Genomic DNA, 23,083 nt, shown 5'->3' on the forward strand with positions numbered 1-23,083 from the left:
AGCGAACACCCTCGCGACGAGCCGTGCACAGGGCCCATGAACGCCATGGCTTCACCCTGCGATGCCGCCGGTACCGTTGCCTGCGAGCCCGTTACGGTGTGCGTATGCCCTGCGATGTAAAGAGATGAATCCTTCTCATGTCGGGAGCGATCTTGATGGGCTGGCCAGGCTGTAGGTCGACCCGGTCGCGCAGCACGATGTTCACGTCCGAAGACCCGAGCTTCGCAAGCACATGCGTTTCCGATCCGGTCGGCTCGACCACGATCACGCTAGCCGGCGCACCCTTATCGACGATGGAGAGATGCTCCGGGCGGACGCCGTAGACCGCCGCCGTCGCGCCTCGATAGCCCTCAGGCATTGGAAGCGCCGCCCCCCCATCGGTGACGAACTGCCCATTGAGGATCGCCCCTTCGAAGAGGTTCATCGCCGGCGAGCCGATGAAGGTCGCAACGAAGGTGTTGGCCGGCCGACGGTAGAGCTCGAGCGGCTTGCCGACCTGCTCGACCCTGCCGCCGCGCATGACAACGATCCGATCGGCCATCGTCATCGCTTCGATCTGGTCGTGGGTGACGTAAACCGTGGTGGTTTTCAGCCGCTGATGCAGGTCCTTGATTTCGGCGCGCATGGTGACGCGCAGCTTGGCGTCGAGGTTGGAGAGCGGCTCGTCGAATAGGTAGACCTGCGGCTGGCGCACGATCGCCCGTCCCATTGCCACGCGCTGACGCTGGCCGCCGGAGAGCTGTTTCGGCAGCCGATCGAGCAGAGGCCCGAGCGCCAGGATGTCGGCCGCTTCGCGCACGGTCTTTTCAATCGTCGCTCGGTCCTGGCCCTTCAGTTTCAGCGCGAAGCCCATGTTGTCCGCGACGGTCATATGCGGATAGAGGGCATAGCTCTGGAAGACCATGGCGATGTCCCGCTCTTTCGGAGCGACGTCGTTGACCACGCGACCACCGATGCGGATTTCGCCGCCGCTGATGTCCTCGAGCCCCGCAAGCATGCGCAACAGGGTCGACTTGCCGCAGCCGGAGGGGCCGACGAGAGTGACGAATTCGCCGTCTTCGATGTTCATGGAGATGTCATGAATCACCGGAACGGCACCGTATTGTTTGCGAACCTGATCGATCGAGACGGATGCCATGAATTCCTCCCTTTGATTGCGCGTTAGAGCTTGAGCTGCCAGATGCTAGCCGAGGCGACATTGTCTTTGGGTGCCGTGAGGCGGGCGGAACGCACACTCGCGAATCCGGGCAAGCGCTTGGTCCCGGTCCATCGGCCGTTGTCGGCAAAGACCTCGATCGAGCCGACGTCGAGGAATATGCGCAGCGTCGAGGGCCTCGCCCCGGCCGCGATGTAGCGGGGCAGCAACTTGCCGTCCGGAACGTCGTAGAGGATGCTCAGGCCCTCTGCATCGAGCCGGACGCCGAGGTCGACGTCGGGATGGTCGAATTCGAGATCGAGGCCGGCGCCGGGCGCGGTGAGATCGATGACGATCTCGACGGCTCCGTTGGTGAGCTCGACCTTGTCTCCGGCGAGCAGCCGGTCCTCGTCGACCAGATCCTGGCGCAAGCTGTCGACGGCATCGACCGGCGGCGTCAGCAAGACATCGTGATCAAGTAGCACCCGGCGCGGGAGTGTCATGGCGGTTGGAAAGTCGATCTTCTTCGAAATCTCAGTCCAGTTCGCCAGCCACGCAATGCCCACGGGGCCGGAATGATCGACGAAGGCCTGGAACGCATAGGCATCGGTTGCAAAGTCGAGTTCCTGCTCGAATTCCTTGACGAAGGTACGGCCGTCGAAGCGGCCGACCGTTGCAAGGGTTATATTGCGTCTCGCCGTCGCCGGATCGCGGCTGGTAAGCAGCCCGAAGATCAGTGCCCAACGGGTTTGCGGATCGTCGGCGGGACCACCGAGCGGCACGATGCACGGGCATTCGGCTGCCGTCATGCCGAAGCGGTTTTCGCGGTGAAGAATGCCGACGAAGCTCCAACCCCCAGCGGCATCCGGATCGGCGGTCTCGTAGAGCAGGATCACACCCCCCGCGTGATCGCGGCTGCCGACGAGCATCTTCCAGCGGCCGTCCGGGCCTTTGACTACATAGGGGTCACGGAAATCGAGCGTCAGGTCGAGGCCGGCGGGACGTACCGGCAGGATGATCTCCGCCGGGCCGGCGTTGATCTGGTCGCGGCTGACCGCGGTCAACTGGATCTGCTCTTCCGGCTCGCGGTTCTTGACCTGTTCGGTGAAGAAGACACGGATCCCCTCTCCAGCAAGCGGAATGGCCGAGCCGGAGAAGGCGCCGCCGCGGCCGTCGGCGCGAGCGGAGAGTTCCGCAGACGGAAACAGGAACATCGGCAGGTGCTTCCAGCGGAGGTAGTCGTCAGAGACGGCATGGCCCCAATGCATCGTGTTCCAACGGAGACTATGGGGGTAGTGCTGGTAGAAGAGATGAACTTTGTCGCCGAAACGGCCGAAACCGTTCGGGTCGTTCATCCAGCCGAACGGTGGACGGAAATGATAGCTGCCAGGCACGGAGGGTGCGGAATTGGCCTCCCCGCTGTAAAGAACGGCGATGCCCTTCTCCAGAACGTCCGCCTCCGAAAAGGCATAGACGACGGAGAGGCTCGTGCTTGCGGCGTCATAGCTAAAGGAGGTCTGGCCGGCTGTTTCGATCATCAGCGCCCGGAACTCGTACTCCTCGATGTTTCTCGCCGTCAGGCGGCCGATTTCCTGTCCGTCCCGGCTCGCTGAGAGTTCGGCCGGCGTAACCGGATCGACTGCCTTCAGCCACGCATGGAGCGTCGTTCCGGCCGGCAGGGTGGCGCTGAATGTCTTGAGGCTGCCGCCAAAAGGCGAGGAGAGGATTGCATGGCTTGTCATCGATCAACCTTTCACGGCGGAGCCAACAAAGGAACTTACGAACCAGCGCTGGAAGGCGAGATAGAGGGCGAGGATCGGGATCATCATCAGGACGGAGGCCGCCATGGCGCGGTCCCAATAGATGCTGTCTTGACCGAAGAAGGTGGCGATGGCGACGGCGATTGGCCGGGCATGGTCGGTCTGCGTCACCAGGGTCGGCCAGAGATACTGGTTCCAGCTCTCGATCCCCATCAGAATCGAGACGGTCGCGAGCGCCGGCAGGCTCAACGGCAGGAAGATCGAGCGATAGATGCGGAACACCGAAGCACCGTCCATCTCGGCCGCTTCGAAGAGCTCCTTCGGAAGTTGGGCGAAGAACTGGTAGAACAGGAAAATATAAAGCGGGCTGGCGATCCAGGGCACGATCTGCACAGCGAACGTATCCGTCATCCCGGCGCGCGACATCATGATGACGAGCGGCATGATGATGCTCTCCTGCGGGATGACATAAAGAGCGATGACCAGCGACAGGACCACGGCGCGGCCGCGCAACGTACCCCACGCCAGCACGAAGCCGGCCATCGAATTGACGATCAGACCGGCGCCCACCGTGCAGCCAAGAATAAACAGCGAGTTCAGAAGGTAGCGGCCAAAGGCGAGCTCGCCGGAGAGGTTGCTTACCTCGGCGAAGTTCGAAAGCGTCGGGTTGGAGACCCAGAAGGCGCGAAAACTGCCCATATCGGCCAGAATCTGGAAGCGGTCGTCCTTAAGGCTTGCGATCAGCAGCATGAACAGCGGCGATACGATCACCAGCGCGATGACGAGGATGCAGGCGGTCTGGACAAGGCGCAGCGAACCGATCGCGGAGCGCTCGCGCTGTGCCTCGCTCTGCAGTGTGGGGATGGCGAGATCAGACATCGAAACGCCTCAGGAGCTGGCGCTGAACGAGCGCGATGACGAGAACGATGAGGAAGAGAATGACCGAGACGGCCGAGGCATATCCAAGCTTCTGCTCTTCGAAGCCGGCGCGCACCATGTAGTGGACGACGGTCTCGGTGCTGCTCCTCGGGCCGCCTTGGGTCAGGATCGCAACCTGGGTATAGAGCTTGAAGGCCTGTATCGTGGTGATCACCAGCACGAAGACATGCGTCGGTCTGAGACCCGGCATGGTCACGTGCCAGAAGCGCTGGAAGGCATTGGCGCCATCAATCCTGGCCGCGTCGTAGAGCTCGTCGGGGATGCCCTGCAGACCGGCGAGATAGACGATCATCTGAAAGCCATAGGCCTGCCAGGCCGAGAGCAGCACGATCGAGAACATCGCCCAGTCCGGATCGCCGAGCCAGTCGATCGGCTGGATGCGACCGCCGGAAAGAAAGCCGATCACCTGGTTGAATGGCCCGGTCGGATATTGGAAAAGCGTTCCCCAAATGACGCAGACCACGACCATCGAAGTGATTGCCGGCAGGAAGAACAGGCCGCGGAAGAAATTGCGCAGCGGCAGCTTCTGGTGGAGCAGCAGCGCGGAGGCGAAGGCGAGGCCGCATTGCACAGGCAGGATCCAGAAGGTGAAGCGCGAGACGTTCCAGAGCGACGTCCAGAACAGATCGTCCTTGAAGACGCGCAGGAAATTGGTGAGCCCGATGAAGCGGACCGGCGTCGGTCGCGGCACCAGTGGCTGGTTGGTCATCGCCGTCCAGAATGACAGGAGGAACGGTACGACGAGGAAGATCGTCAGCAGGGCCACGGCTGGCATGAGCATGCCGATCTCCTGATACAGGCGGGCCCGGTCTCTCCGCCGGGCGGGGCGCGTCGCGACAGCCGTCGCCGGCAGCGCCGGTTGCTGCAGGGTCATGATCTCTCCTCACATGAAAATGGTCGCCTGCCTATCGGGTGCCACGGCCGCACGGCTTTGCCGCCGCGCGGCCGCACGCGGGCTATTGCTGTTCGCCGAAGGGCGGGTAGCCGTCGTTTTCTTCGATATCCTCGTCGATCTTCTCGGCCGCCGCGGTCAGCGCCGCTTTGACGTCGCCCCCATTGAAAATCTCGTCCACCGCTCCCATGAAGGCCGAGGTGATGATCGGATAGGCCGGATGTGGCGGCCGTGCGACCGCCGTCTTGGATGCCTGCTCGAAGGAGACCGCCATCGGACCGCCGTTGGCGTAAAGCGGCGAATCGGCGGCGAAGCTCTTCAAGCCGGGATAGGCGGAATCCTCCCTCGCATAATCGCGGAGTGCCTTGTCCTTGAGCATGAAGCTGACGAACCTGCCAGCGACGTCGGGATGCTCGGACGCGGTCGTGATGCCCCAGATCCAGGTGCCGTTGGGGCTCGCGCCCTTCGGTCCAAACGTCGGCAGCGGCATGACGACGATGTCGTCCTTCATCGAGGCTGCGGCTTCCGCATAGAACCAGTGACCGCCGAGCGCGAGTGCTGCGGGGTGTCCCTCCGCAAAGAACTGGTTGGTGCCGGAGGATTGCGGCACGACCCAGCCGTTCTTCACCCATTTCTGCATCATCGTCAGCGCATCGACGCAAGCATCGCTGTCGAGCGTGCCCACGGATTTCCAAGCCTTGCGGTCGATGAGGTCGCAACCGGCCGATTGCAGGATGGGACCGTAGGCATAGGTGATCCACTCGGTCTTTATGCCGTATCCACGGAACGTGTCGATCGGCCACTTGACGCCCTCGAGCTTCGAGAGCTTTTCGAGGTAATCCTCGAACTCCTCCCGCGTCCAGGCGTCGTCCACGCCCTTGGGGATGCGGGCTCCGATCGCCTCGAGATATTTCCTGTTGCCGTAGAGCACGACCGAGGAGTCGGTGAGGCCGACGGCATAGAGTTCCTTGTCCACCGGATAGGTGCCCTGGGCGATGTTGGACTCGGTCATGTCATCGAGGATGTCCTTGTCGATCAGCGGCTTGATGGGCTGCAGGTAGCCCGACCAGACGTAGTTGGCGAGGAACGGCGCGTCGAGTTCCATGACGTCCGGCAACTGCTTTGACATGACGGCGGCGCTGAACTTCTCGTTATAGGCGTCGTGCGGCGCATAGATGAGCTCGACGTCGACGTCCGGGTTGGCGGCCTCGAAGCGCTTGGCGACTTCGCCATAGGTCGAGACCCAGCCGGGGTCCCCCTGGTGCATCACGTGAATGACGGTTTTTGCTTCGGCAAGGCCTCCGAGCGCGACAGATGCCATAAGGAACGAAAGTAAACGATTACCCATCACTGTGTCTCCTCCTCAACGGGTTTACATGGCTACTGATCTATACGGATGACCGCTCTACCAATTGGAACGGAAGCTTGTGCAAACGGCCCGGTGTCGTATCGCTGCCAAGCAGGATGTCGGCGGCCAGTCGGCCCATCGCCCGATGCGGCAGGGCCATGGTCGTCAAGGGCGGATCGAGACGCGAGGCGATATCGACCTGGTTGTCGAAGCTGGCGACGGCGACGTCGTCGGGGATCTGCGCGCCAACGCGGCGCAGCGCCGCATAGGTCTCCATGGCCACACGGTCATTGCCGCACAGGATCGCATCCGGACGGTCCGGTCCATTCATCAGCTCGGTAATGTGGGAAAGAACGAGGCTATGCGCTCTGTCGCTGTAGATCGCGCGGCGCACCGCCGGCAACACCCGGGCGCCGGCGCCGTCGAGCCCCGCCTCGGTCATCGCCTGTCGAAAACCGGCCTCGCGCAACTCGCCGGCAAGCAGGCCCGGCAGGTTGATGAAGGCGATGTTCTGTCGTCCGGCCTCGACCAGGTAACTCGTGATGTCACGGGCGGCGCCAAACTCATCCGGTACCAGTGAGGTGACCCGGTCGTTCGCTTCGCGGCAATTGATCATCACACCGACTGTTTCAACAAATTCCTCCGGCAGCGCGACGATCTTGTGATACATGGCGGCATAGGCGATCGCCCGCGGGCGAAAACGGCGTACCTCCTCGATCACCGCGCCAACGTCGCGGCTGCCGTTCAGTGTCATGGCAAAAACCGCCATGTCAGAGGCTCGCGCCGCCCCGTCGAGGCCGCGGATGATTTCCGTTGCGAAGGGCGAGGTGATCAACTCGTCGGCAACGACGCCGATCAGTGGCATCCAGCCCTGCCGCATGCTGCGCGCGGCGAGATTGGTGACGTAGCCGAGTTCCTCGGCGATCTCCTTGACGCGTAGCCGCGTCTGCTCCGACATACGTGCCGAGCCGCCATGCAGCGCACCGGAAACGGTCTTCACGGAGACGCCGGCGCGCTCGGCGATGTCATTCAAAGAGACGGTCACGGCTTCACCTTGGGTTATCGATTACCCACGTCTAGCATTAGCAGGGGCTCAGGTCAAATGATGCCGGCGGAGTGTTGAACGAGTTTCTGTTGCGACGGCACGATCCTGCTTGGGCATTGTCGCGAACATCGCGAAAGAGAACCGGGCCGGAACCCGGCTTTAAACCGGCGTCACGACGGTTCTGCGCTTCTGCCCGCTCCAGCTCGGCTGCGATCTGCTGACGCTCGCCGGCGCCCACGCGCGCCGCCAACTCCGCTCAGCTAAAGAGATCCGGCCACGTTGCTACGCGACCGACCAATCCCCATACATGAGCCGGCCGCACTGACTTAAATTCAGGCCGCGCGAGGCACCACGGCTTGGCCGTCGTCATGCCGTACCGTCGGCGATCTCCTGCGCTTCGGCTTTGATCGGCTTGTATTTGAAAGTGGCGCAGATAACACCGTGATCGCTGGTGCCGGCTTGCTTGTGGTCATCGGCATTGAGATGGTCATTGTTGACCGTCATGCCATCGAACATCCACACCCGCCGCCGTGAGTTGTCGTAAAATTCCTCGCTGACCAGAATGTGGTCGAGCGACTCCATGATGTCCTGATGGACATGGGTGTAGTAGACATCTCGTGTGCTGCGGTACTCCTGCAGGGTCTGGGCGGTGTAGAGGCTGACATCGCCGCCGCCAAGGGAATCTCCGACCAGATAGCGCGGCTGCTCGGTCAGGATGTTGGCGGTGTTGCTGTGCTGACCATCATTGATGTCGCCGAGTACTACGACGGGAGTGCGGGTCCCTTTCATCTGCTCGGTCAGCATGAAGCGTAACGCCGCGGCCTCGGCCGTTCGGCGGATCGTCGAGATCGCCGCACCGATGCTGGTCGCGTGCTTCTTGTAGATCGCCTCGTCGGCCTCGAACCAGTCTTCCCGGAAGACCTTGGTTGGCCCTTTCGATTTGAAATGGCAGACATAGACGTGGATGGGTTCGTGATCCTCGCGCGGCCGTACCAGAAAATGCAGCACCGGGCGCGAGAAGCTCGGGATGGAAACGCTGATCGCCGGCGTCTGAGGATCGTCACCGGAACTCTTCAGCGTGAACCTTTCCGGAAAGCGTTCGATCCATTCAGGCTCGCCGATCATCAGCCCCTTGCGTACGATAGCGGCGCAGACGATCCGTTTGCCGTTGGCATTCTCCGGGACGATCAAATCGTACTCGCCGGCTATCCCGGACTCGGTGAGCGCCCGTTCGATAGACGCCGAGTGCCACAACTCCTGAAACCCGAAGATGTCGGGATGCAACAGGCGGATCGTGCGGCTGGTCCAGTCGATCTTGCGATCATACTCCTCCTGCGTCCAGCCGGTTTTGTCGGTGTAGATGGACAATCCCGGCTCGTTGAGATTGTAGAGATTGAACGTGCCGATGCTCATACGTTTAAGTTTCATAAGTCCCCTCCATTGCGTCTTGTTCAAGTTCCTGCCGGTCAACTGTATCAGAGCCTGAGGACGGCTGAATGACGAACCCCAAATGCGGCGGGGACCGCGGTTCGTCGCTTGGCATGTCAGTAATCTCGAGGGCAAAACCTCCATGAAGCCGACGGCGAGACCATCGTTCAGTCAGCGGCGCCGTAGTGGCTGCCGAACGTCGACTTCCCGCAGTTGGGCCGCCAAGCCGATCAGATCGTCGGCATTCGAGCAGATTCGTTGGCGGCTCGCAGGAGCGCGACCGTCGAACGCAATTCCTGGATAAGGTTTCGCCCGCCTGTGCCGAGCGAAGGCTGATCCGGACCGGGATGGCGATTCGCTGAGCGGAGATCGACCCGTTTGCCGGCCCTCGCCATCCTCGCACTTCTGGTTTCGGCCGACCCACGACACTGATGAGGGCAAATCTCGACCAGGTCCTCGGCAGCCTGCACGCTAGATGGCACGGTTTGCCCCTCTCAGCGGCCATTCAAAAAGGCGGCGCACTCGGGCATGAGCTAATCCTGCAGCCGCAGTTGCAGCCCGTTGCAGCATGTCTTCGTTTATGTAGACTGCAACCTACGCCATAGGTCCTTCCCGCTCCCCGCTTGACGCTTTCACGAGAACGCGATGCCCCGCCTACAGACGCAGCTCTACGCCATCTCGGATCTTCGTGATCAGCCCGACTTCTGCTCCACGGTTGCGGAGCGCGTTTGGCGGGCCTGGTGGGAAGAAGCAGGCCACCCGCTCGAACGTGTGGCCGAGCATATGGAGGAAATGCTGGATGATGGAACGTTGCCCTTCGGCCTCGTTGCCCACGGTGGAGCAAAGTATTTGGGATCGACCCTGATCATCTCCTGTGACCTGGACGATCGTCCGCAATATGCGCCTTGGGTGGCTGCCGTATGGGTCGAAGCCGAACATCGGGGTCAGGGGATCGGCAGAGCTCTTGTCCGTCATGCAGCCGAGTCGGCGTTCAGCTTGGGTTACGACATCGCCTATCTGTGCGCGTTGCCGGAAAAGCAGTCTTTCTACGAAGCATTTGGCTGGCATCGCCTCGAAGAAAATGTTGGCCCCCATGGGCTCACGGTCCTTACATTTTCGCGGGGAGTCTAACTCCGCCAAGTGAAAGCGAGCCCCCGCGTCCAGGACCCATTTTGGACTTCACCCTCCGGGGGCAAGTAAACTTCAAGGATTCGGAGAGAGAAACTTTTAGTGCGTCCGATCGTGGTCATACCGACAAGACCCGGTCCTCCAGGCTCCCCGGCAGATCCTCAGCAACATCAATGGAAACCAATCGGTGCAGGGACCTTACGCGGGTTCACAGCGATTGTCCGTTTGTCGTCCGTTTCCGGATTCCACCCTGCCTGCGACGGATCTGGACCGGAAAGATCGATTCTGAACGGGCGCCGGACATGACGAACGGGACGATTGAGCCCAAACCAGACCTTGAGCCTGGATTTCACTTATGGTCAGTAGGAGCAGCAAGTAAAGGGGGGATCGGCTGACAGAGCATGAATTTCAGAAACGCGATAAAAACTGACGCCTCAAGCTTAGCCGCCATCTCGATTGAAGTGTGGCTTGGAACATACATCCGTAAGGGAGTTAACGCCTTCTTCGCGGACTACGCTATGTCCGAATTCACGGTTTCTCGATTTGAAGCGATCCTGGGAAACAAGGACGAACAAATCATCGTTTCAGAGAACGAAGAGGGCATCGACGGCTTCGTTCGGATCACATCCGGAAAAATGGCACCTGTTCAGGGCTGCTCCACAACGGAAATCAGCACTCTGTACGTTCAACCGAGGCACCACGGGAAAGGAATCGGTAAGGGCCTGCTGAACGAAGCGTTGCGCAAATGCGCCGACGACGGGGTCCCGTTGTTGTGGCTGGCCGTTAATTCGGAGAACACTTCTGCCATCAGTTTCTACCTGGCGCAGGGTTTCCGGAACGTCGGCCAAACTCACTTTCGAATACAAGAGCAAGCTATCTGAACGAAATCCTCTCGCGTCCAGTGTAGGTTGGGGTAGCCAGGCAATTTGCCGAACTGGGTTTGCAGCCGCCCCTCTTCGTCGGCAGCCTGAGGTTCATGCATTTGTGCGACGTCAGCTCCTGGGGCTTCGTTGGAATGCCCCGTTCCTCGACGTAGACTGGGCTCGCAACAACGATCATCCGTTGATAGGGGCTGATGCTGACGGAGATCATGCCTTGTGACACGATCTCCCAAGTCGAACGCCCGCGTCGAACCGATCGGCGACGATGTCCGTCGCGACAAGGATGAGGGAAACGTGTGATCCCTTGTTTTCGCCACCACGATGTGGCTTCTATCAGAGAAGCGAAGCAAAGGGGGACATCATGCCGGATCTGACCATGTGGGGACTGTTTGTCGTGGCTTCGCTGGTGCTGCTGTTGACGCCCGGCCCGGCCGTGCTCTTCATCGTCGCACGATCGATCCAACAGGGTCGAACTGCGGGATTAGTCTCGGTGATGGGCATTCACCTCGGGACCATCGTGCACATTGTTGCAGCGGCAATCGGTCTCTCCGCCCTCATCGTCTCGTCGGCGCTGGCCTTCGCCATCGTGAAGTATCTCGGCGCGGCCTACCTGGTGTGGATAGGCATCCGCACCTTCATGGCCAAGGAACTCGACCCCGAACTACCGGTGGTCGCCGCAGAGCCGCTGCGCCGAGCCTTCCGCGATGGCTTTGTGGTCAACCTCTTTAATCCGAAAACGGCGATCTTCTTCCTCGCCTTCCTGCCGCAATTCGCCGATCCCGCACGGGGCGCGCTGCATTGGCAGATCCTCATCCTCGGCTTCACCTTCATGGGGCTAGGCATCATGAGCGATGCGGTCTTCGCGCTGGTAGCTGGCACCGCCGGCGATTTCCTTCGCCGCAGCCGGCGCTTTCAGCAATTTCTGCGCTGGTTCTCCGGTACCTCGTTCATCGGCCTTGGGGCAACCGCAGCATTGGCGACGAATAAGTAATCGACCCGGTTTCCGGCGCGCTGCGCCGATTGCGGACGCTCGACGATCTCGCTCCCCGCCTCGCAGCGAGGTCGCGGCAGGGAGCGCCGATCAGCGCCTTGCCAGATAGAGTGAAGACATCATTTCCAGTATAGTCAGAGTTTGTGGAACGTCGGTGATGCGTTCAGGGTGACCGAGGCGGGTTAAAAGGACAGGAATCCCGGCTTGGACGGTCGAATGGCGTGCCGAACCATACTGCGCGGCCTCTTCACCGCGCGCCATGCTGCCTCCGACGGGTGATGCGTTGTTCGCCTGGACACGATAGAGGAACATTCCATGGGAGACCGAAAGCGTCCGCTGCAAACCGGAGAACCAGCGCCCTCGTTCGTGCTTCCCGCGGCCAACTTCGAAGGAATGGTCTCTCTCGCCAGTCTGCGCGGTCGCCCGTTCCTGATCGGCTTTTTTCGCGGGCTGCACTGCCCGTTTTGCCGGCGTCAGGTGGAACAGCTTGCCGGCGTACAGCCGGCCCTGCTGACCGCCGGGATAGAGACCCTGGCCGTTATCAACACTCCGGTGGAACGCGCCCGTCTTTACTTTCGACACCGTCCAACGCCGGTAGTGCTTCTGTGCGACCCGGATTGCAGCACGCATGGGGCTTTCGGCGTGCCGCGTGTGGAGTTTCTGCCCGATGGCAGCAGCGAGCGTCCTGAATGGCCCCACCGCACAACCGTGGCGCAGTTCGAAGCCGCCCGCATCAACCCTGCCGGCGAGCTTGCGGAACCTGTGCCTCCTATGGAAGCCAATGTTGTGCTCAACGCCAGGGACGGCTTCGAGCTTGACGAGGCTGACAATGCGATCCTGGCGAAGCACGGCACTCAGCTCGTCGGGCACTTCCTCGTTGACGCAGCTGGCCTTATCAGCTGGGCGCAAATTGAGGCGACGGATGGACCGAACAACCTTTGCATATTCCCGACCGCGGCGCAGATCCTGGCGGCTGCTGATAGCCTGGGACGCCAGACGAGGCCGTAGTCGGCGACCGGCAGGATGATTTCCTTGAACTTCTCCGAGGAGCCGAGCGCCCGGCCGCCGGAGATGATCTTCGCCGAGGTCAGTTCCGGCCGGTCGGAGGACGACAGCGCATCGGAAACATGGGCAGAGAGGCCGGGCTATCCCGGCCTGAGTGCCGCTTGCGATGGGCAAGCCGTAAGCCTGTTGCGGCTCCGGCGGCCCTCGTCAGGGGGGCAGCGTGCCTCACTCCTCCGCCGGCCCGTAGAGACCGAGCTGCTCCAGCAGCACCCGCTGCCGGTTGACATTTTCGGCGAGGAGGCCGGTATAGCGATCGATCATCCGGCCACGGTGGCTCGGATCGGAAACGCCAGAGAGCGCGCCCAGGATCGCCGCGACCTTTTCCGACGTCTGCCGCAGTTCCTCCAGATGCTCCGCCCTGCCGCCGACTTCGGCGACGACCTGCTTCGTCACCCGGCCGATGCCGGCTGGCGTCCGGCTGCCGGCCGACACGTAACCCTCCGGCAGATCGCCCTTGAGATTGGTGACCGACTTGAAGCGGATGACGTCGAAGATCTGGTCGACCGCCTGCTTCGCACCGGTTACCCGCGAAGGATGGTCGGTGTCGGCAGCAGCATGCGGCAGCAGCTCGAGCTTGCCCTTGTGCTTCTCTTCGAGCGGCAGGTAAGGCAGCATCGGTCCGCTGAGCTTGCCGGTGGCGGCGTCCCTGAAGAGGTCGGCGTCGATCGCCGCGTGCGCGATCTTGCCGGACGAGAGCGCCTCGTCGAGGGCCTTGGCATCGACGACCTCGCCCCGGTCGTAGTTGACCAGCACCGCGCGGTCGTTCATAGCGCCGAGCACCGTCGCATCGACAGTTCCGGCGTTGGAATAGACGCCGGTCGCCGCGTCAAGGCGGCCGAGGCCGATGTGGACGGAGAGCACGTCGGCACCGGACGCCGCCGCGACCGGGCTTGCAGCGTATTCGAAGCCTTCCGCTTCGATCCAGCGCTTGTGATGCTCACGGGCGTAGATCGCCACCTTCATGCCGAAGGCCCTGGCGAGCTTGGCGACTTCGCGACCGATATTGCCGTAGCCGAGAACGGCGATCTTGCGGCCCTCGAGCTTGGCCGTCGGAAAATCCTTGAGCTGGCGGCCTGTGTCGAAGTCACCCTCGGTGACCATGCGGTGCAGCCTGTCGACCGGCAGGTCGGGAACGACCTTCAGGATCGCCTTCATCGCCATTTGGGCGGTCGCCCGGCTGTTGATACCAGGCGTGTTCATCAGGGGCGCAGTGCCGCCCTCACCATTGCCGCCGCCCCAGGAGGCCGAGCCCATATTGCCGGTGCCCGCACCGATGCGCACGCCGCCGAGCGGAAAGACCGAGGCCTTCGGAATGAAGGTCGCCGCCGCTATCAGCGCGTCGTACTGGCCCTTGTCGGTCTGCGGCAGGATCTCCGCCTCGGTGCTGAGGTTCGGCTGATAGAAGAAATGGATGCGGCCCTTTTCAAGGCCTGCGCGATCGCCGACCGCGCCGAGATGGAAGATGCCGCCCTTTTCCTCGATATAGGTCCTGACCTCGCTATGGTCAGGCTCGCCGTCAGCGCCAAAGCGCAGGCCGACCAGATCGGCGATCAGCACCGTGTAGGCACGGTTCGGATCGTCCTTGCGGACGGCGCCTTCGGTCTTGGCCGGTGCCTCGAAGGTCACGCCGTGCTTTTCCAGCTCCTCTTCGAGAACGACGATCTTGGCGCGCAGATAGGCATATTGGAGATTCTCCAGCAGCGCGACGACATCTTCCGGCTCGCGGATGCCGCCGACCCAGGCGCGGTAGTCGCCGGGCGTGCCTGGAAAGGCATTGACGTACCGGGCCGCGTCGAGGCCGGGCTCGTACTCGCCGTTCGGATGGGTAATGCCCTCATACCCGAGCAGTTGCTTCGAACGGGCGATGATGCGGGCATGGATGTCGGGATCGGTGATGCCGTCGTCTTCGACCTTCAGCAGCGTCACCGCCGCGCCGCGCCGCTCGGAATCGTTGACAGTCAGTGACAGAAGCGGATGCGACGCGACCCATTCGTCGATCACCTTGCGGTTGGCGGCGGAGCGGCGGTTGAGGTCAACGACGGAGCCAACGCGCGCCTCCGACTGCAGCAGGCCAAACGTGGTCTCGGCAAAGGCGAGCGCGCTGTACGTGTTGATAACGCCGCCAAGCATGCGGTCTTCGGCAGCATCGTAGAACGGCCCTGCGTCGACGGAGCGTTTGGCCGAAAACGGCTGCCTGGGATCGATCGGCGGCGCGATCTTCAGCTGGCGCGGGATCGCCCAGGCAGGGTCTTGCTGGTTCCGCTCGATCAATGCCAGGGCATGCGGCGTGAAGGAGGCGACAAAATAGCCGGAAACCCCGCCGATTGCCTTCTGGAACGGCATGAAAAGGCAGCACTTCGCCATGACGGCGGAAACCAGTTCGGGCTCCCACGGCATGGCGCCGAGCATCGAGGTGGCATCGAATACTGCGTGGCGGTTTGCCGGATCACCGTCTATCCACCGCAAGAGTTCGCGGATCTCGCGGCTGGTATAGGCATTGGCTCCGGTCGTCTCGTGGCCGACTCCGACGAAAATCGAGACGTCGAGGGCCGAGAGCTCTTCGGCCGCCGGGATCACGCCTTCCGAGGAGGCGAAATGGATGCGGCTCTCGCAACCTTTTTCAGCAAAGCGCTGCATCTCGATCAGCTGGGTGGCCCAGGACTGGCGGAAGAATCCGGCGGCCTTCGACGGATCGCTCTCCGGCCGCGGCGTATCGACATAGATGCGTTGGGAACCGTCGTTGGCGTTCATCAGGTGCTGGACGCAGACGGTGAAGCCGCTGTGGCCGCCGCCGAGCCCCACGGCCATGCGGTTCGTCTTCGGAAAACCGAAATAGCGATGGATCGCCCGCATCATGTCAGTCAGAATCTTGTCCGCCGGATAGCCGCGGTGCATGCTGCGCGAAATCTCGGCAGTGGTGAAACCGCCGATATCGTTGCCCCTGTCGTCGAATTTGCGATAGGTCTTCTCGATCCAGGCATCGAAGGCGATGCGCCGCAGACGGCTGTCCACTTCGTCGGTGGTCGCATCGGTGATCGGGCCGACGCCGAAGAACGGATTGGAAGGCAGCCTCGGCGCGCCCGATTTGGTCAGTTGGAGTGCCTTCAGTCGCTGTTCCTGCATCTGCGCGATATTCATCATGATCTGCCTATCTGTTTGCGAGGCGTGAGGATGCGGGAATAGTGGATCGAACACTTCAGAAACGAGACCTCATATGCGCCGAACAGCACGCGGAATGCGTCATGGCTTCGCCTGCGATTGGCGGTCTTTCGGCCTTCGGACCGTCGTAAAGGCTCCAAGGATGTGCGGAAACGATGCGGTGTGCCAGCGAACCGCCTCCGGAACATCCGCCTGAGGTGCGAGGAATCGCAGAAACCGCTTTCCGCTGTAATCAGAGAGCATAGCGCTGGCTTCCCGCAAAATAACGCTAACGTAGAACGAAGCGAGGCGAAAACATCTCCGGCGGAAGCCGCCAAGCAGCTTGGCATCAGCCGCCCTGCCCGGCGCTACTTCGCTCTTTCACCCTCAACGCCGCAAGCCATCTTGGGAGTCCCAGCCGCCAAGAGCCCCCCATCGCGCTTCGCCATCCTGGTCGCGCTGTCTGCGCTCTCAGTACTTCCGGTGAACATCATCGCGCCCTCGCTGCCGAAGATCGCAGGCGAATTCAATGCCGGTTCCGCACTGATCAATCTCGCCGTCGCAGGCTATGCCGTTGGCACTGCCCTCGTCCAACTAATCTCCGGCGCGATTTCGGATCGTTTTGGGCGCAAGCCGGTGGCGCTGATCTCGATCGTCCTGTTCATCTTCGCCTCGATCGGGTGCGCATTTGCGCCCCAGCATCACGATCTTGCTTGCCTGCCGTGCTGCGCAAGCGGCAATCGCCGCCTGCTTTTCGGTCGCGCTCGTTGCGATCAAGGAGACATCCACCGACCATGAGGGCGCAAGCAGAATGGGTTATGCGGCGATGGCTTGGGCAATCGCGCCAATGCTCGGCCCAACCATTGGCGGAACCCTCGATGAGTTGTTCGGCTGGCGAATGGTCTTCGTCGTCCTCGCTCTCGTCGGCGCAGCCGTGCTAATTCTTTCGATGCGAGAGCTGAAAGAAACTGCGTCGCTGTCGACCAGACCGACCGGAACGCTCTACGTTTTCCTTGCTGGCGCGCCTCTCGCCATCGGCGGATCAAGCGCAGTACTTGGCCTCTATATGGGCATGATTCCGGCCGGGTTCATCTGCGGAAGCTATCTGACGGGTCATCTTGGCGCCGCGATACACCGAACCACTCTGTTGATATTGGCTCGCCTCCTGACTTGCGCTGGATTGTTGGCCGGCCCCATCCTCGCATTTCTCGGCGTCACACACCCACTCGCATTCTTCGGCCCTTGTATGTTCATCGGCATAGGCAACGGGTTGACCCTGCCTGCCGCAAACATGGGAGCGATGTCGGTGCGCAACGGTCTCGCTGGCACCGCCGCCGGGTTGGCCGCCGCCATGTCAATCGGAGGTGGGGCATTGATCGTTTCCATCGCAGGTCTGTTCTTGGGAGGGGCGATCGCCGTCGAAAGCCTCTTATGCGCGACGCTCGTTACCGCGCTGTTCGCATTGTTGGCGTCGATATTTGCCGCTGTTACAGAGCGGCGGCATGCCGGCACAGTTTCGTAGCAAGACGGAAGTCGGCTGCCGTCTCGAGGAGGAGTTCAAAATAATCCGGAAACGTCCGACCGTGGCGGCGAGCGCCGTCGTCCTTGATGAACAAGGCCGCTTCCTGCTGGTCCAGCTGCTCTATCTCAGGCGCCATGGCGTCTATCCGTAGCCTTGGGCGGACGGTCCTCGTGACGCTTCATGCGCGATGACGTCGGACGTGCGTTAAATAGACACCAGAGGCACTCAATGTCGCTAACCAGCGCGCTCGAGGCTGCTCGCGCCTTCGACCCATTGCAGCGATCCGAACTTGCTCGCGCTATGGCGCGCATTGGCCCTTTGCTCTCTCCGAGGGACGCGAAAGATCGATGCTGCCATACGCCGATAGAACCGGACCGACTTAGACGCTTGTGACGAATCAGCGGGTCCGCTATTCTCTGTCGCACAGGCTTGGCCCACGCCTCCTCCCTCCGTTGGGGAAGTATCGCACATACGGGGTAACGAGATCATCGAACCATCTGATTCGAGCGTCGCATAAGGAGGGGTTGCGTTTCTGGCTCGGAATGGAGGTTCCATGATACGGTTGTCTGCCCCCATCTACCAGCTGAAACGTCGGGCCAAATCTCTGGCCCGAAACGAAAAAATCGCCTTGCATAAAGCCCTGGATCGCATCGCGCTTGAGGAGGGCTTCGCCGGATGGAGCTTGCTATCGTCTCGCTCCGCGATGGATCCGCCCTCAAAAGCATTGCTATCCCGGCTCGTGGATGGCGACCTTCTGTTGTTGGGCGCTCGTCCTGGACACGGCAAGACCTTGCTGGGGCTAAACCTTCTGATGGATGCTGTCCGTGAGGGAAGGAGGGCCATTTTCTACACCTTGGAGTACACTGAATGGGAGGCAATGGAGCGTATCCGATCACTGGACGAGGGTGATCACGACATTGGCGACAAGCTGGAAATCGTGACCTCGGACGAGATCAGCGCCGGTTTCGTCGTAAAGCATCTTTCCGGATCGCCTCGCGGGACCGTTGCGGTCATTGACTATCTGCAAATCCTCGATCAGCAGCGAAGCAAGCCTCCACTTCCGGACCAATTGCTCGTCCTACAGGAATTTGCTCGCAATACTGGGGTCATTCTCGGCTTCATCTCGCAGATCGACCGTTCTTTCGACCCCGAGCGCAATCCCGTTCCAGGCATCGGGGACATTCGCCTGCCCAATCCCATTCAGTTGGGCATCTTCTCGAAAGCCTGCTTTCTACACGACGGAGCGGTGCGGTTTCAGGATGTGGGCTGAACTCATCTCCCGCCGGAACACCGTGGAGGCGTTCCGGCAGGATTCGCAATGCGGGCTTCTGTCCGCAAATGCCATCACTCACCAATATCCGTCTACTTGCTTCTCCCGCTGGCGACGGGGTTTTCCATTCAGGCGGCCTTGCCCATGGCGGACAGCACTTCCGCCACGGTCTCGCCGAAGGACGACGGGGTCGGAACGATCGCGACGCCCGCACTCTTCAGTATCTCGACTTTTTCCTGCGCCGATTCTCCGAAGGCGGAGATGATCGCGCCTGCATGACCCATACGGCGTCCCTTCGGGGCCGAAAGGCCTGCGATATAGGCGATCAGCGGCTTCTTCATATGGTCGCGCGCCCAGAGCGCGGCTTCCGCCTCCTGCGGGCCGCCGATCTCGCCGATCATCAAGACCGCGTCGGTGTTCGGATCCTTTTCGAACAGTGCCAGCATGTCCTTGAAGGACGAGCCGTTGACCGGGTCGCCGCCGATACCGACCGAGGTCGACACGCCGATGCCGAGCGTTTTCATCTGGCTCGCCGCCTCATAGCCGAGCGTACCGGAGCGGCCAACGATGCCGATGCGGCCGGGCAGATAGATCGACCCAGGCATGATGCCCATCATCGCCTCTCCAGGCGTGATCATGCCCGCGCAGTTTGGCCCGATCAGGGTCATGCGATCCTCGAACCGATAGCGCCTCATGTATCGCTTGACCCTGATCATGTCCTGGGAGGGAATGCCGTCGGTGATGCAAACGCAGAGCCGGATGCCGGCATCCGCCGCCTCCATGATGGAGTCCGCAGCAAAGGGCGGCGGCACGAAGACGATCGAGGCATCCGCACCGGTTTCCTGCACGGCGCCCTTCACCGTGTTGAAGACCGGCATGCCGAGATGAGCCTGGCCGCCCTTGCCGGGGGTGACGCCACCGACGACATTCGTGCCGTAGCGCTTCATGTCCTCGGCATGGAAGCTGCCGATCTTGCCGGTGAGGCCCTGGACGATGACGCGGGTGTTCTTGTCAAGCAGAATGGACATATCTCGGATCTCCTCAGGCAGCCTTGCCGGCAGTGAACGCGCGCCAGGCGGCGACCGCCTTGTCGGCCGCTTCGGCCAGCGTTTCCGCGACGATGATGTTCTCGCCTGAATTGGCGAGGATGCGCCGGCCCTCCTCCATATTGGTGCCGGACAGACGGACGACGAGCGGAACCGGCACGCCCACTTCACGTAAAGCCTTGATCACGCCTTCCGCCACCCAGTCACAGCGGTTGATCCCGGCGAAGATGTTGACGAGGATGGTCTCGACGTTTTTGTCCGTGAGGACGGCCCGGAAGGATTTCGCCACCCGCTCGGGCGAGGCGCCACCGCCGATATCGAGGAAGTTCGCGGGCTCGCCGCCGGCGATCTTGATCATGTCCATGGTGGCCATGGCCAAGCCCGCGCCATTGATGATGCAGCCGATATTGCCGTCGAGGCCGACATAGGAGAGGCCGCGATCCGATGCGTATGTCTCGCGCGGATCTTCCTGACTCTTGTCACGCATCTCCGAGATGTGCGGTCGGCGGAAGAGCGCGTTTTCGTCGAAACTCATCTTGGCGTCGAGAGCCACGAGGTCACCTCCGCGAGTCACCACGAGCGGGTTGATCTCCAGCATTGAGGCGTCGTAGTCGACGAAGGCGCGGTAACAACCGATGAGCGTCTGGCTGGCGCGGCCGATCAAGGCATTGTCGATGCCGAGCCCGAAGGCGATCTCGCGGGCTTGGAAGTCCTGCATTCCAACGCCGGGATCGACGGTCGCGCGGATGATCGAGTCGGGCTCGGCCTCGGCGATCTCCTCGATCTCCATGCCGCCCGAAGACGAGGCAACGATCATGATGCGCTCCGATTTTCGGTCCAGCACGAAGCCGATGTAAATCTCGCGCGCGATATCCATCGCCTCCTCGACATAGAGGCGGCTCACCAGCTTTCCCTGCGGCCCGGTCTGGTGCGTCACAAGCGTGCGGCCGAGCATGGAGTCGGCGGCCTCAACGATCTCGTGGTCGGACGAGCATAGCTTGATACCGCCCGCCTTGCCGCGCGCGCCGGAGTGGACCTGCGCCTTTACCACCCACCGGTCGCCGCCGATCTCCCTGGCGCGATAAGCCGCCTGCTCCGGACTATAGGCAAGTCCGCCGCGCGGGATGTGGATGTGGTAGCGGGAGAGTAGTTCCTTGGCCTGATATTCGTGAATGTCCATAGGTCCCTCCTGTCAGCGGCGGCCGGCGGTGATTGCGTCATGCGTGGCGAGCACGTTGCGCGCCATGCGTTCCGAGGCGGCATCGATCATCTTGCCGTCGAGCGACGCGGCGCCCTTGCCCTGGCTCTCGGCAAGCTCCAGCGCATCAATGATGCGACGAGCGCGGTCGACCTCCTTCTCCGGCGGAGAGAAGATATCGTTGGCCAAGGCGATCTGGCTCGGATGGATCGCCCACTTGCCTTCGATGCCGAGGGCCGCAGCACGGCGGGCTGCGGCCTTGTAGCCGTCGGGATCGGAGAAGTCTCCGAAGGGGCCGTCGATGGCACGCAGACCGTAAGCGCGGCAGGCAACCGTCATCCGCGACAGGCCGAAGTGCCACTGGTCACCGGGATAGTCAGGGTTGAGGCCGCCAATACTGACGGTGCGGGCCTTCAGGCTCGCGGCATAGTCGGCGACGCCGAAATGCAGCGCTTCGAGCCGGCCGCCGAAAGATGCGATAGCCTCGACATTGGCCATGCCGAGCGCGGTCTCGATCAGCGCCTCGAGGCCGACGCGGGTCTTGTAACCCTTGGCAATCTCGATCTGGTTGACCATGGCCTCGACCATGTAGAGATCGGCAGGCACGCCGACTTTCGGCACCAGGAGCGTGTCGATCCGGTCGCCCGCCTGTTCCATAAGATCGACGACGTCACGATACATGTACTGGGTGTCGAGCCCGTTGATGCGGACCGAGATCGTCTTGCCGCGGCCGGCCCAGTCGATCTGATTGAGGGCAGCGACGATGTTGGCACGAGCGCGCTCCTTGTCCGCCGGCGCCACCGCATCCTCGATGTCGAGGAAGATGTAGTCGGCCTCGGAATTGGCGGCCTTCTCGATCATCTCGGGGTTCGAGCCCGGGACGGCGAGTTCGCTTCGCTGCAGGCGCAGCCGGCTGAGATGACGTATCGTGTGGCTCACGGAGTTTCCCCTTCCGATTTCTTCAGGCTGCCTTGGCGGTCGACGCCGTGGCGGCAGAGCGAAACTGCTTGATCGCTGCGCCCACGCCCGAGCCGGGCTCGATCTTCAAGCCGCAATCGAGCAGCGTGAGTTCAGCGGCCGAAAGCGCGCCCAGAACCATGACTTCGTTCAGCGAACCTAGGTGGCCGATGCGGAAGACCTTGCCCTGCACCTTGGAGAGGCCGCTGCCGAGCGAGGTGCTGTAGGTGCTGTAGGCATGCTTGATAACCTGGACGCCATCGATGCCGTCGGGCAGGCGGATCGCCGAGACGGTATCGGAATGCCACTTCGGCTCGGTCGCGCAGAGTTTCAGGCCCCAGGCAGAGACCGCGGCACGGACGCCGTTCGCGAGGTGACGATGGCGGGCGAAGATGGTTTCGAGGCCCTCCTCGAAGATCAGGTCGAGCGAGGCACGCAGGCCGCGCAGGAGCTGCGTCGGCGGTGTATAGGGGAAGTAACCCGCGTCATTGGTCTTGATCATGTCATCGAAGGAGAAGTAGCAGCGCATGTGGCGCGCGGTCCTGGAAGCATCGAGCGCCTTCTGGCTGACCGAGAGGAAGCCGAGGCCAGCTGGCAGCATGAAGCCTTTCTGCGAACCGGAAACGGCGCAGTCCACGCCCCATTCGTCCTGGCGGAAATCGATCGAGCCGATCGAGGAGACCCCATCGACGAAAAGCAATGCCGGATGGTCGACGGCGTCGAGCGCCGCGCGCACGGCGGCGACATCGGAGGTCACGCCGGTCGCGGTCTCGTTATGGGTGACGAAGACGGCCTTGATCTGGTGCGTCTCATCGGCGGCAAGACGTTCGGCATAGAGGTCGACCGGCACGCCGGTGCCCCATTCCATGTCGAGGCAATCGACCTCGAAACCCAGCCGCTCTGCCATGTCGACCCAGAGATGCGAGAACTGGCCGAAACGGCTCATGAGAACCTTGTCGCCGGGTGAAAGCACGTTGGTCATCGCCGCTTCCCAGGCGCCGGTGCCCGAGGAAGGATAGATGAAAACGCGGCCGTTCCGGTTCTTGAAGACCTTCTTGACGTCGGCAAAGAGCGGCAATGTCAACTCGGGAAACCGAGGGGAGCGCATGTCTTCCATCGGCAGGTTCATCGCCTGGCGAACCTGTTCGGGAATGTTGGTGGGGCCGGGAATGAAAAGATGATTGTAGCCTGACATCGTTCCTCCAATGGCTGCGTCCGCGGACGGCGTTTCTTCGGTGCCAAGGCTGCCTTCCGGATCATGTCCGCACAACACTCGCTCAGGCAGAAAAGAGTCCCCGACGAGCAGCGCAGCAGCGGTCCTAACGGGTGGTCACTTGCAA

The 23,083-nt window shown here is 62.0% G+C and carries 21 protein-coding genes and 1 pseudogene; 8 read left to right on the plus strand and 14 right to left on the minus strand.

Annotated features, from left to right (window positions below; all coding sequences use genetic code 11):
* Positions 1-91: 91 nt before the first annotated feature.
* From SINAR_RS0110990 to SINAR_RS0111020, 7 genes are all read right to left on the minus strand, one after another.
* Complete coding sequence (locus tag SINAR_RS0110990) at positions 92-1,138, minus strand: ABC transporter ATP-binding protein (protein WP_027999146.1); 1,047 nt, start codon at positions 1,136-1,138, stop codon at positions 92-94.
* Positions 1,139-1,161: 23 nt separating this feature from the next.
* Entirely contained in the window at positions 1,162-2,877 is a 1,716-nt protein-coding gene (locus SINAR_RS0110995) for a beta-fructofuranosidase (RefSeq protein ID WP_027999147.1), read from the minus strand.
* A gap of 3 nt (positions 2,878-2,880) precedes the next feature.
* A complete protein-coding gene (locus SINAR_RS0111000; protein ID WP_027999148.1) occupies positions 2,881-3,774 on the minus strand; it encodes a carbohydrate ABC transporter permease in 894 nt (297 codons plus the stop codon).
* Positions 3,767-4,708: a carbohydrate ABC transporter permease gene (locus SINAR_RS0111005; RefSeq protein WP_027999149.1), complete on the minus strand. Its 942-nt coding sequence runs from the start codon at positions 4,706-4,708 to the stop codon at positions 3,767-3,769. Before SINAR_RS0111005 ends, SINAR_RS0111000 begins: the two co-directional genes overlap by 8 nt.
* Before the next feature lie 82 nt (positions 4,709-4,790).
* Positions 4,791-6,074, minus strand: coding sequence for an ABC transporter substrate-binding protein (locus SINAR_RS0111010; protein ID WP_027999150.1), 1,284 nt, complete (start codon positions 6,072-6,074; stop codon positions 4,791-4,793).
* A 40-nt stretch (positions 6,075-6,114) separates the two neighbouring features.
* A complete protein-coding gene (locus SINAR_RS0111015) occupies positions 6,115-7,119 on the minus strand; it encodes a LacI family DNA-binding transcriptional regulator (RefSeq protein WP_027999151.1) in 1,005 nt (334 codons plus the stop codon).
* Between the two features lie 366 nt (positions 7,120-7,485).
* Positions 7,486-8,547 (minus strand): endonuclease/exonuclease/phosphatase family protein, encoded by a 1,062-nt coding sequence (locus SINAR_RS0111020; RefSeq protein WP_027999152.1) that lies wholly within the window; start codon positions 8,545-8,547, stop codon positions 7,486-7,488.
* A gap of 645 nt (positions 8,548-9,192) precedes the next feature.
* On the opposite strand from SINAR_RS0111020, the gene SINAR_RS0111030 reads away from it, so the two are divergent.
* The 3 genes from SINAR_RS0111030 to SINAR_RS0111045 all read left to right on the plus strand — a co-directional run bounded on the left by SINAR_RS0111030 (position 9,193) and on the right by SINAR_RS0111045 (position 11,547).
* A complete protein-coding gene (locus SINAR_RS0111030) occupies positions 9,193-9,678 on the plus strand; it encodes a GNAT family N-acetyltransferase (protein ID WP_027999153.1) in 486 nt (161 codons plus the stop codon).
* A 398-nt stretch (positions 9,679-10,076) separates the two neighbouring features.
* Positions 10,077-10,556 (plus strand): GNAT family N-acetyltransferase, encoded by a 480-nt coding sequence (locus SINAR_RS0111035; protein WP_027999154.1) that lies wholly within the window; start codon positions 10,077-10,079, stop codon positions 10,554-10,556.
* Between the two features lie 361 nt (positions 10,557-10,917).
* Entirely contained in the window at positions 10,918-11,547 is a 630-nt protein-coding gene (locus SINAR_RS0111045) for a LysE family translocator (protein ID WP_027999156.1), read from the plus strand.
* A gap of 90 nt (positions 11,548-11,637) precedes the next feature.
* Here SINAR_RS0111045 and SINAR_RS1000000137155 read toward each other — a convergent pair whose 3' ends face one another.
* Positions 11,638-11,808 carry a hypothetical protein gene (locus SINAR_RS1000000137155; RefSeq protein WP_158500192.1) on the minus strand — a complete coding sequence of 57 codons (171 nt, stop codon included), beginning with the start codon at positions 11,806-11,808 and terminating at the stop codon, positions 11,638-11,640.
* 54 nt (positions 11,809-11,862) lie between these two features.
* Here SINAR_RS1000000137155 and SINAR_RS0111050 point away from each other — a divergent pair, with 54 nt between their 5' ends.
* The gene (locus SINAR_RS0111050; protein WP_027999157.1) at positions 11,863-12,555 is read left to right on the plus strand and encodes a redoxin domain-containing protein; all 693 of its coding nucleotides are present in this window, start codon (positions 11,863-11,865) and stop codon (positions 12,553-12,555) included.
* Here the strand turns inward: SINAR_RS0111050 and SINAR_RS1000000136605 are convergent.
* Both SINAR_RS1000000136605 and SINAR_RS0111055 read right to left on the minus strand, forming a co-directional pair.
* Positions 12,555-12,692: pseudogene (locus SINAR_RS1000000136605) on the minus strand (electron transfer flavoprotein subunit alpha/FixB family protein); the annotation flags it as partial. The gene SINAR_RS0111050 and the pseudogene SINAR_RS1000000136605 sit on opposite strands and share 1 nt — an antisense overlap.
* An 85-nt stretch (positions 12,693-12,777) precedes the next feature.
* Entirely contained in the window at positions 12,778-15,753 is a 2,976-nt protein-coding gene (locus SINAR_RS0111055) for an NAD(P)-dependent oxidoreductase (protein ID WP_027999158.1), read from the minus strand.
* Between the two features lie 117 nt (positions 15,754-15,870).
* On the opposite strand from SINAR_RS0111055, the gene SINAR_RS1000000138280 reads away from it, so the two are divergent.
* The 4 genes from SINAR_RS1000000138280 (at position 15,871) to SINAR_RS0111070 (ending at position 18,542) form a co-directional block, all read left to right on the plus strand.
* A complete protein-coding gene (locus tag SINAR_RS1000000138280; RefSeq protein ID WP_336884850.1) occupies positions 15,871-16,548 on the plus strand; it encodes an MFS transporter in 678 nt (225 codons plus the stop codon).
* Positions 16,460-17,272 (plus strand): MFS transporter, encoded by an 813-nt coding sequence (locus SINAR_RS01000000133410; protein WP_336884851.1) that lies wholly within the window; start codon positions 16,460-16,462, stop codon positions 17,270-17,272. The genes SINAR_RS1000000138280 and SINAR_RS01000000133410 overlap by 89 nt, the downstream gene beginning before the upstream one ends.
* Positions 17,253-17,423 carry a hypothetical protein gene (locus tag SINAR_RS1000000137160; protein WP_158500193.1) on the plus strand — a complete coding sequence of 57 codons (171 nt, stop codon included), beginning with the start codon at positions 17,253-17,255 and terminating at the stop codon, positions 17,421-17,423. The genes SINAR_RS01000000133410 and SINAR_RS1000000137160 overlap by 20 nt, the downstream gene beginning before the upstream one ends.
* Before the next feature lie 405 nt (positions 17,424-17,828).
* Positions 17,829-18,542, plus strand: coding sequence for a DNA helicase (locus SINAR_RS0111070; RefSeq protein ID WP_027999159.1), 714 nt, complete (start codon positions 17,829-17,831; stop codon positions 18,540-18,542).
* A 128-nt stretch (positions 18,543-18,670) separates the two neighbouring features.
* Here SINAR_RS0111070 and sucD read toward each other — a convergent pair whose 3' ends face one another.
* The 4 genes from sucD to SINAR_RS0111090 are packed head-to-tail and all read right to left on the minus strand — an operon-like array spanning position 18,671 to position 22,938.
* The gene (gene sucD / locus SINAR_RS0111075; protein ID WP_027999160.1) at positions 18,671-19,570 is read right to left on the minus strand and encodes a succinate--CoA ligase subunit alpha; all 900 of its coding nucleotides are present in this window, start codon (positions 19,568-19,570) and stop codon (positions 18,671-18,673) included.
* 13 nt (positions 19,571-19,583) lie between these two features.
* Positions 19,584-20,768 carry a malate--CoA ligase subunit beta gene (locus tag SINAR_RS0111080; protein ID WP_027999161.1) on the minus strand — a complete coding sequence of 395 codons (1,185 nt, stop codon included), beginning with the start codon at positions 20,766-20,768 and terminating at the stop codon, positions 19,584-19,586.
* A gap of 12 nt (positions 20,769-20,780) precedes the next feature.
* Positions 20,781-21,725 (minus strand): HpcH/HpaI aldolase/citrate lyase family protein, encoded by a 945-nt coding sequence (locus tag SINAR_RS0111085; protein ID WP_027999162.1) that lies wholly within the window; start codon positions 21,723-21,725, stop codon positions 20,781-20,783.
* 22 nt (positions 21,726-21,747) lie between these two features.
* On the minus strand, positions 21,748-22,938 hold the full coding sequence (locus SINAR_RS0111090; RefSeq protein WP_027999163.1) for an aminotransferase class V-fold PLP-dependent enzyme: 1,191 nt from the start codon (positions 22,936-22,938) through the stop codon (positions 21,748-21,750).
* Between the last annotated feature and the right edge of the window lie 145 nt (positions 22,939-23,083).

The organism is Sinorhizobium arboris LMG 14919, from assembly GCF_000427465.1.
Classification (GTDB): Bacteria; Pseudomonadota; Alphaproteobacteria; order Rhizobiales; family Rhizobiaceae; genus Sinorhizobium; species Sinorhizobium arboris.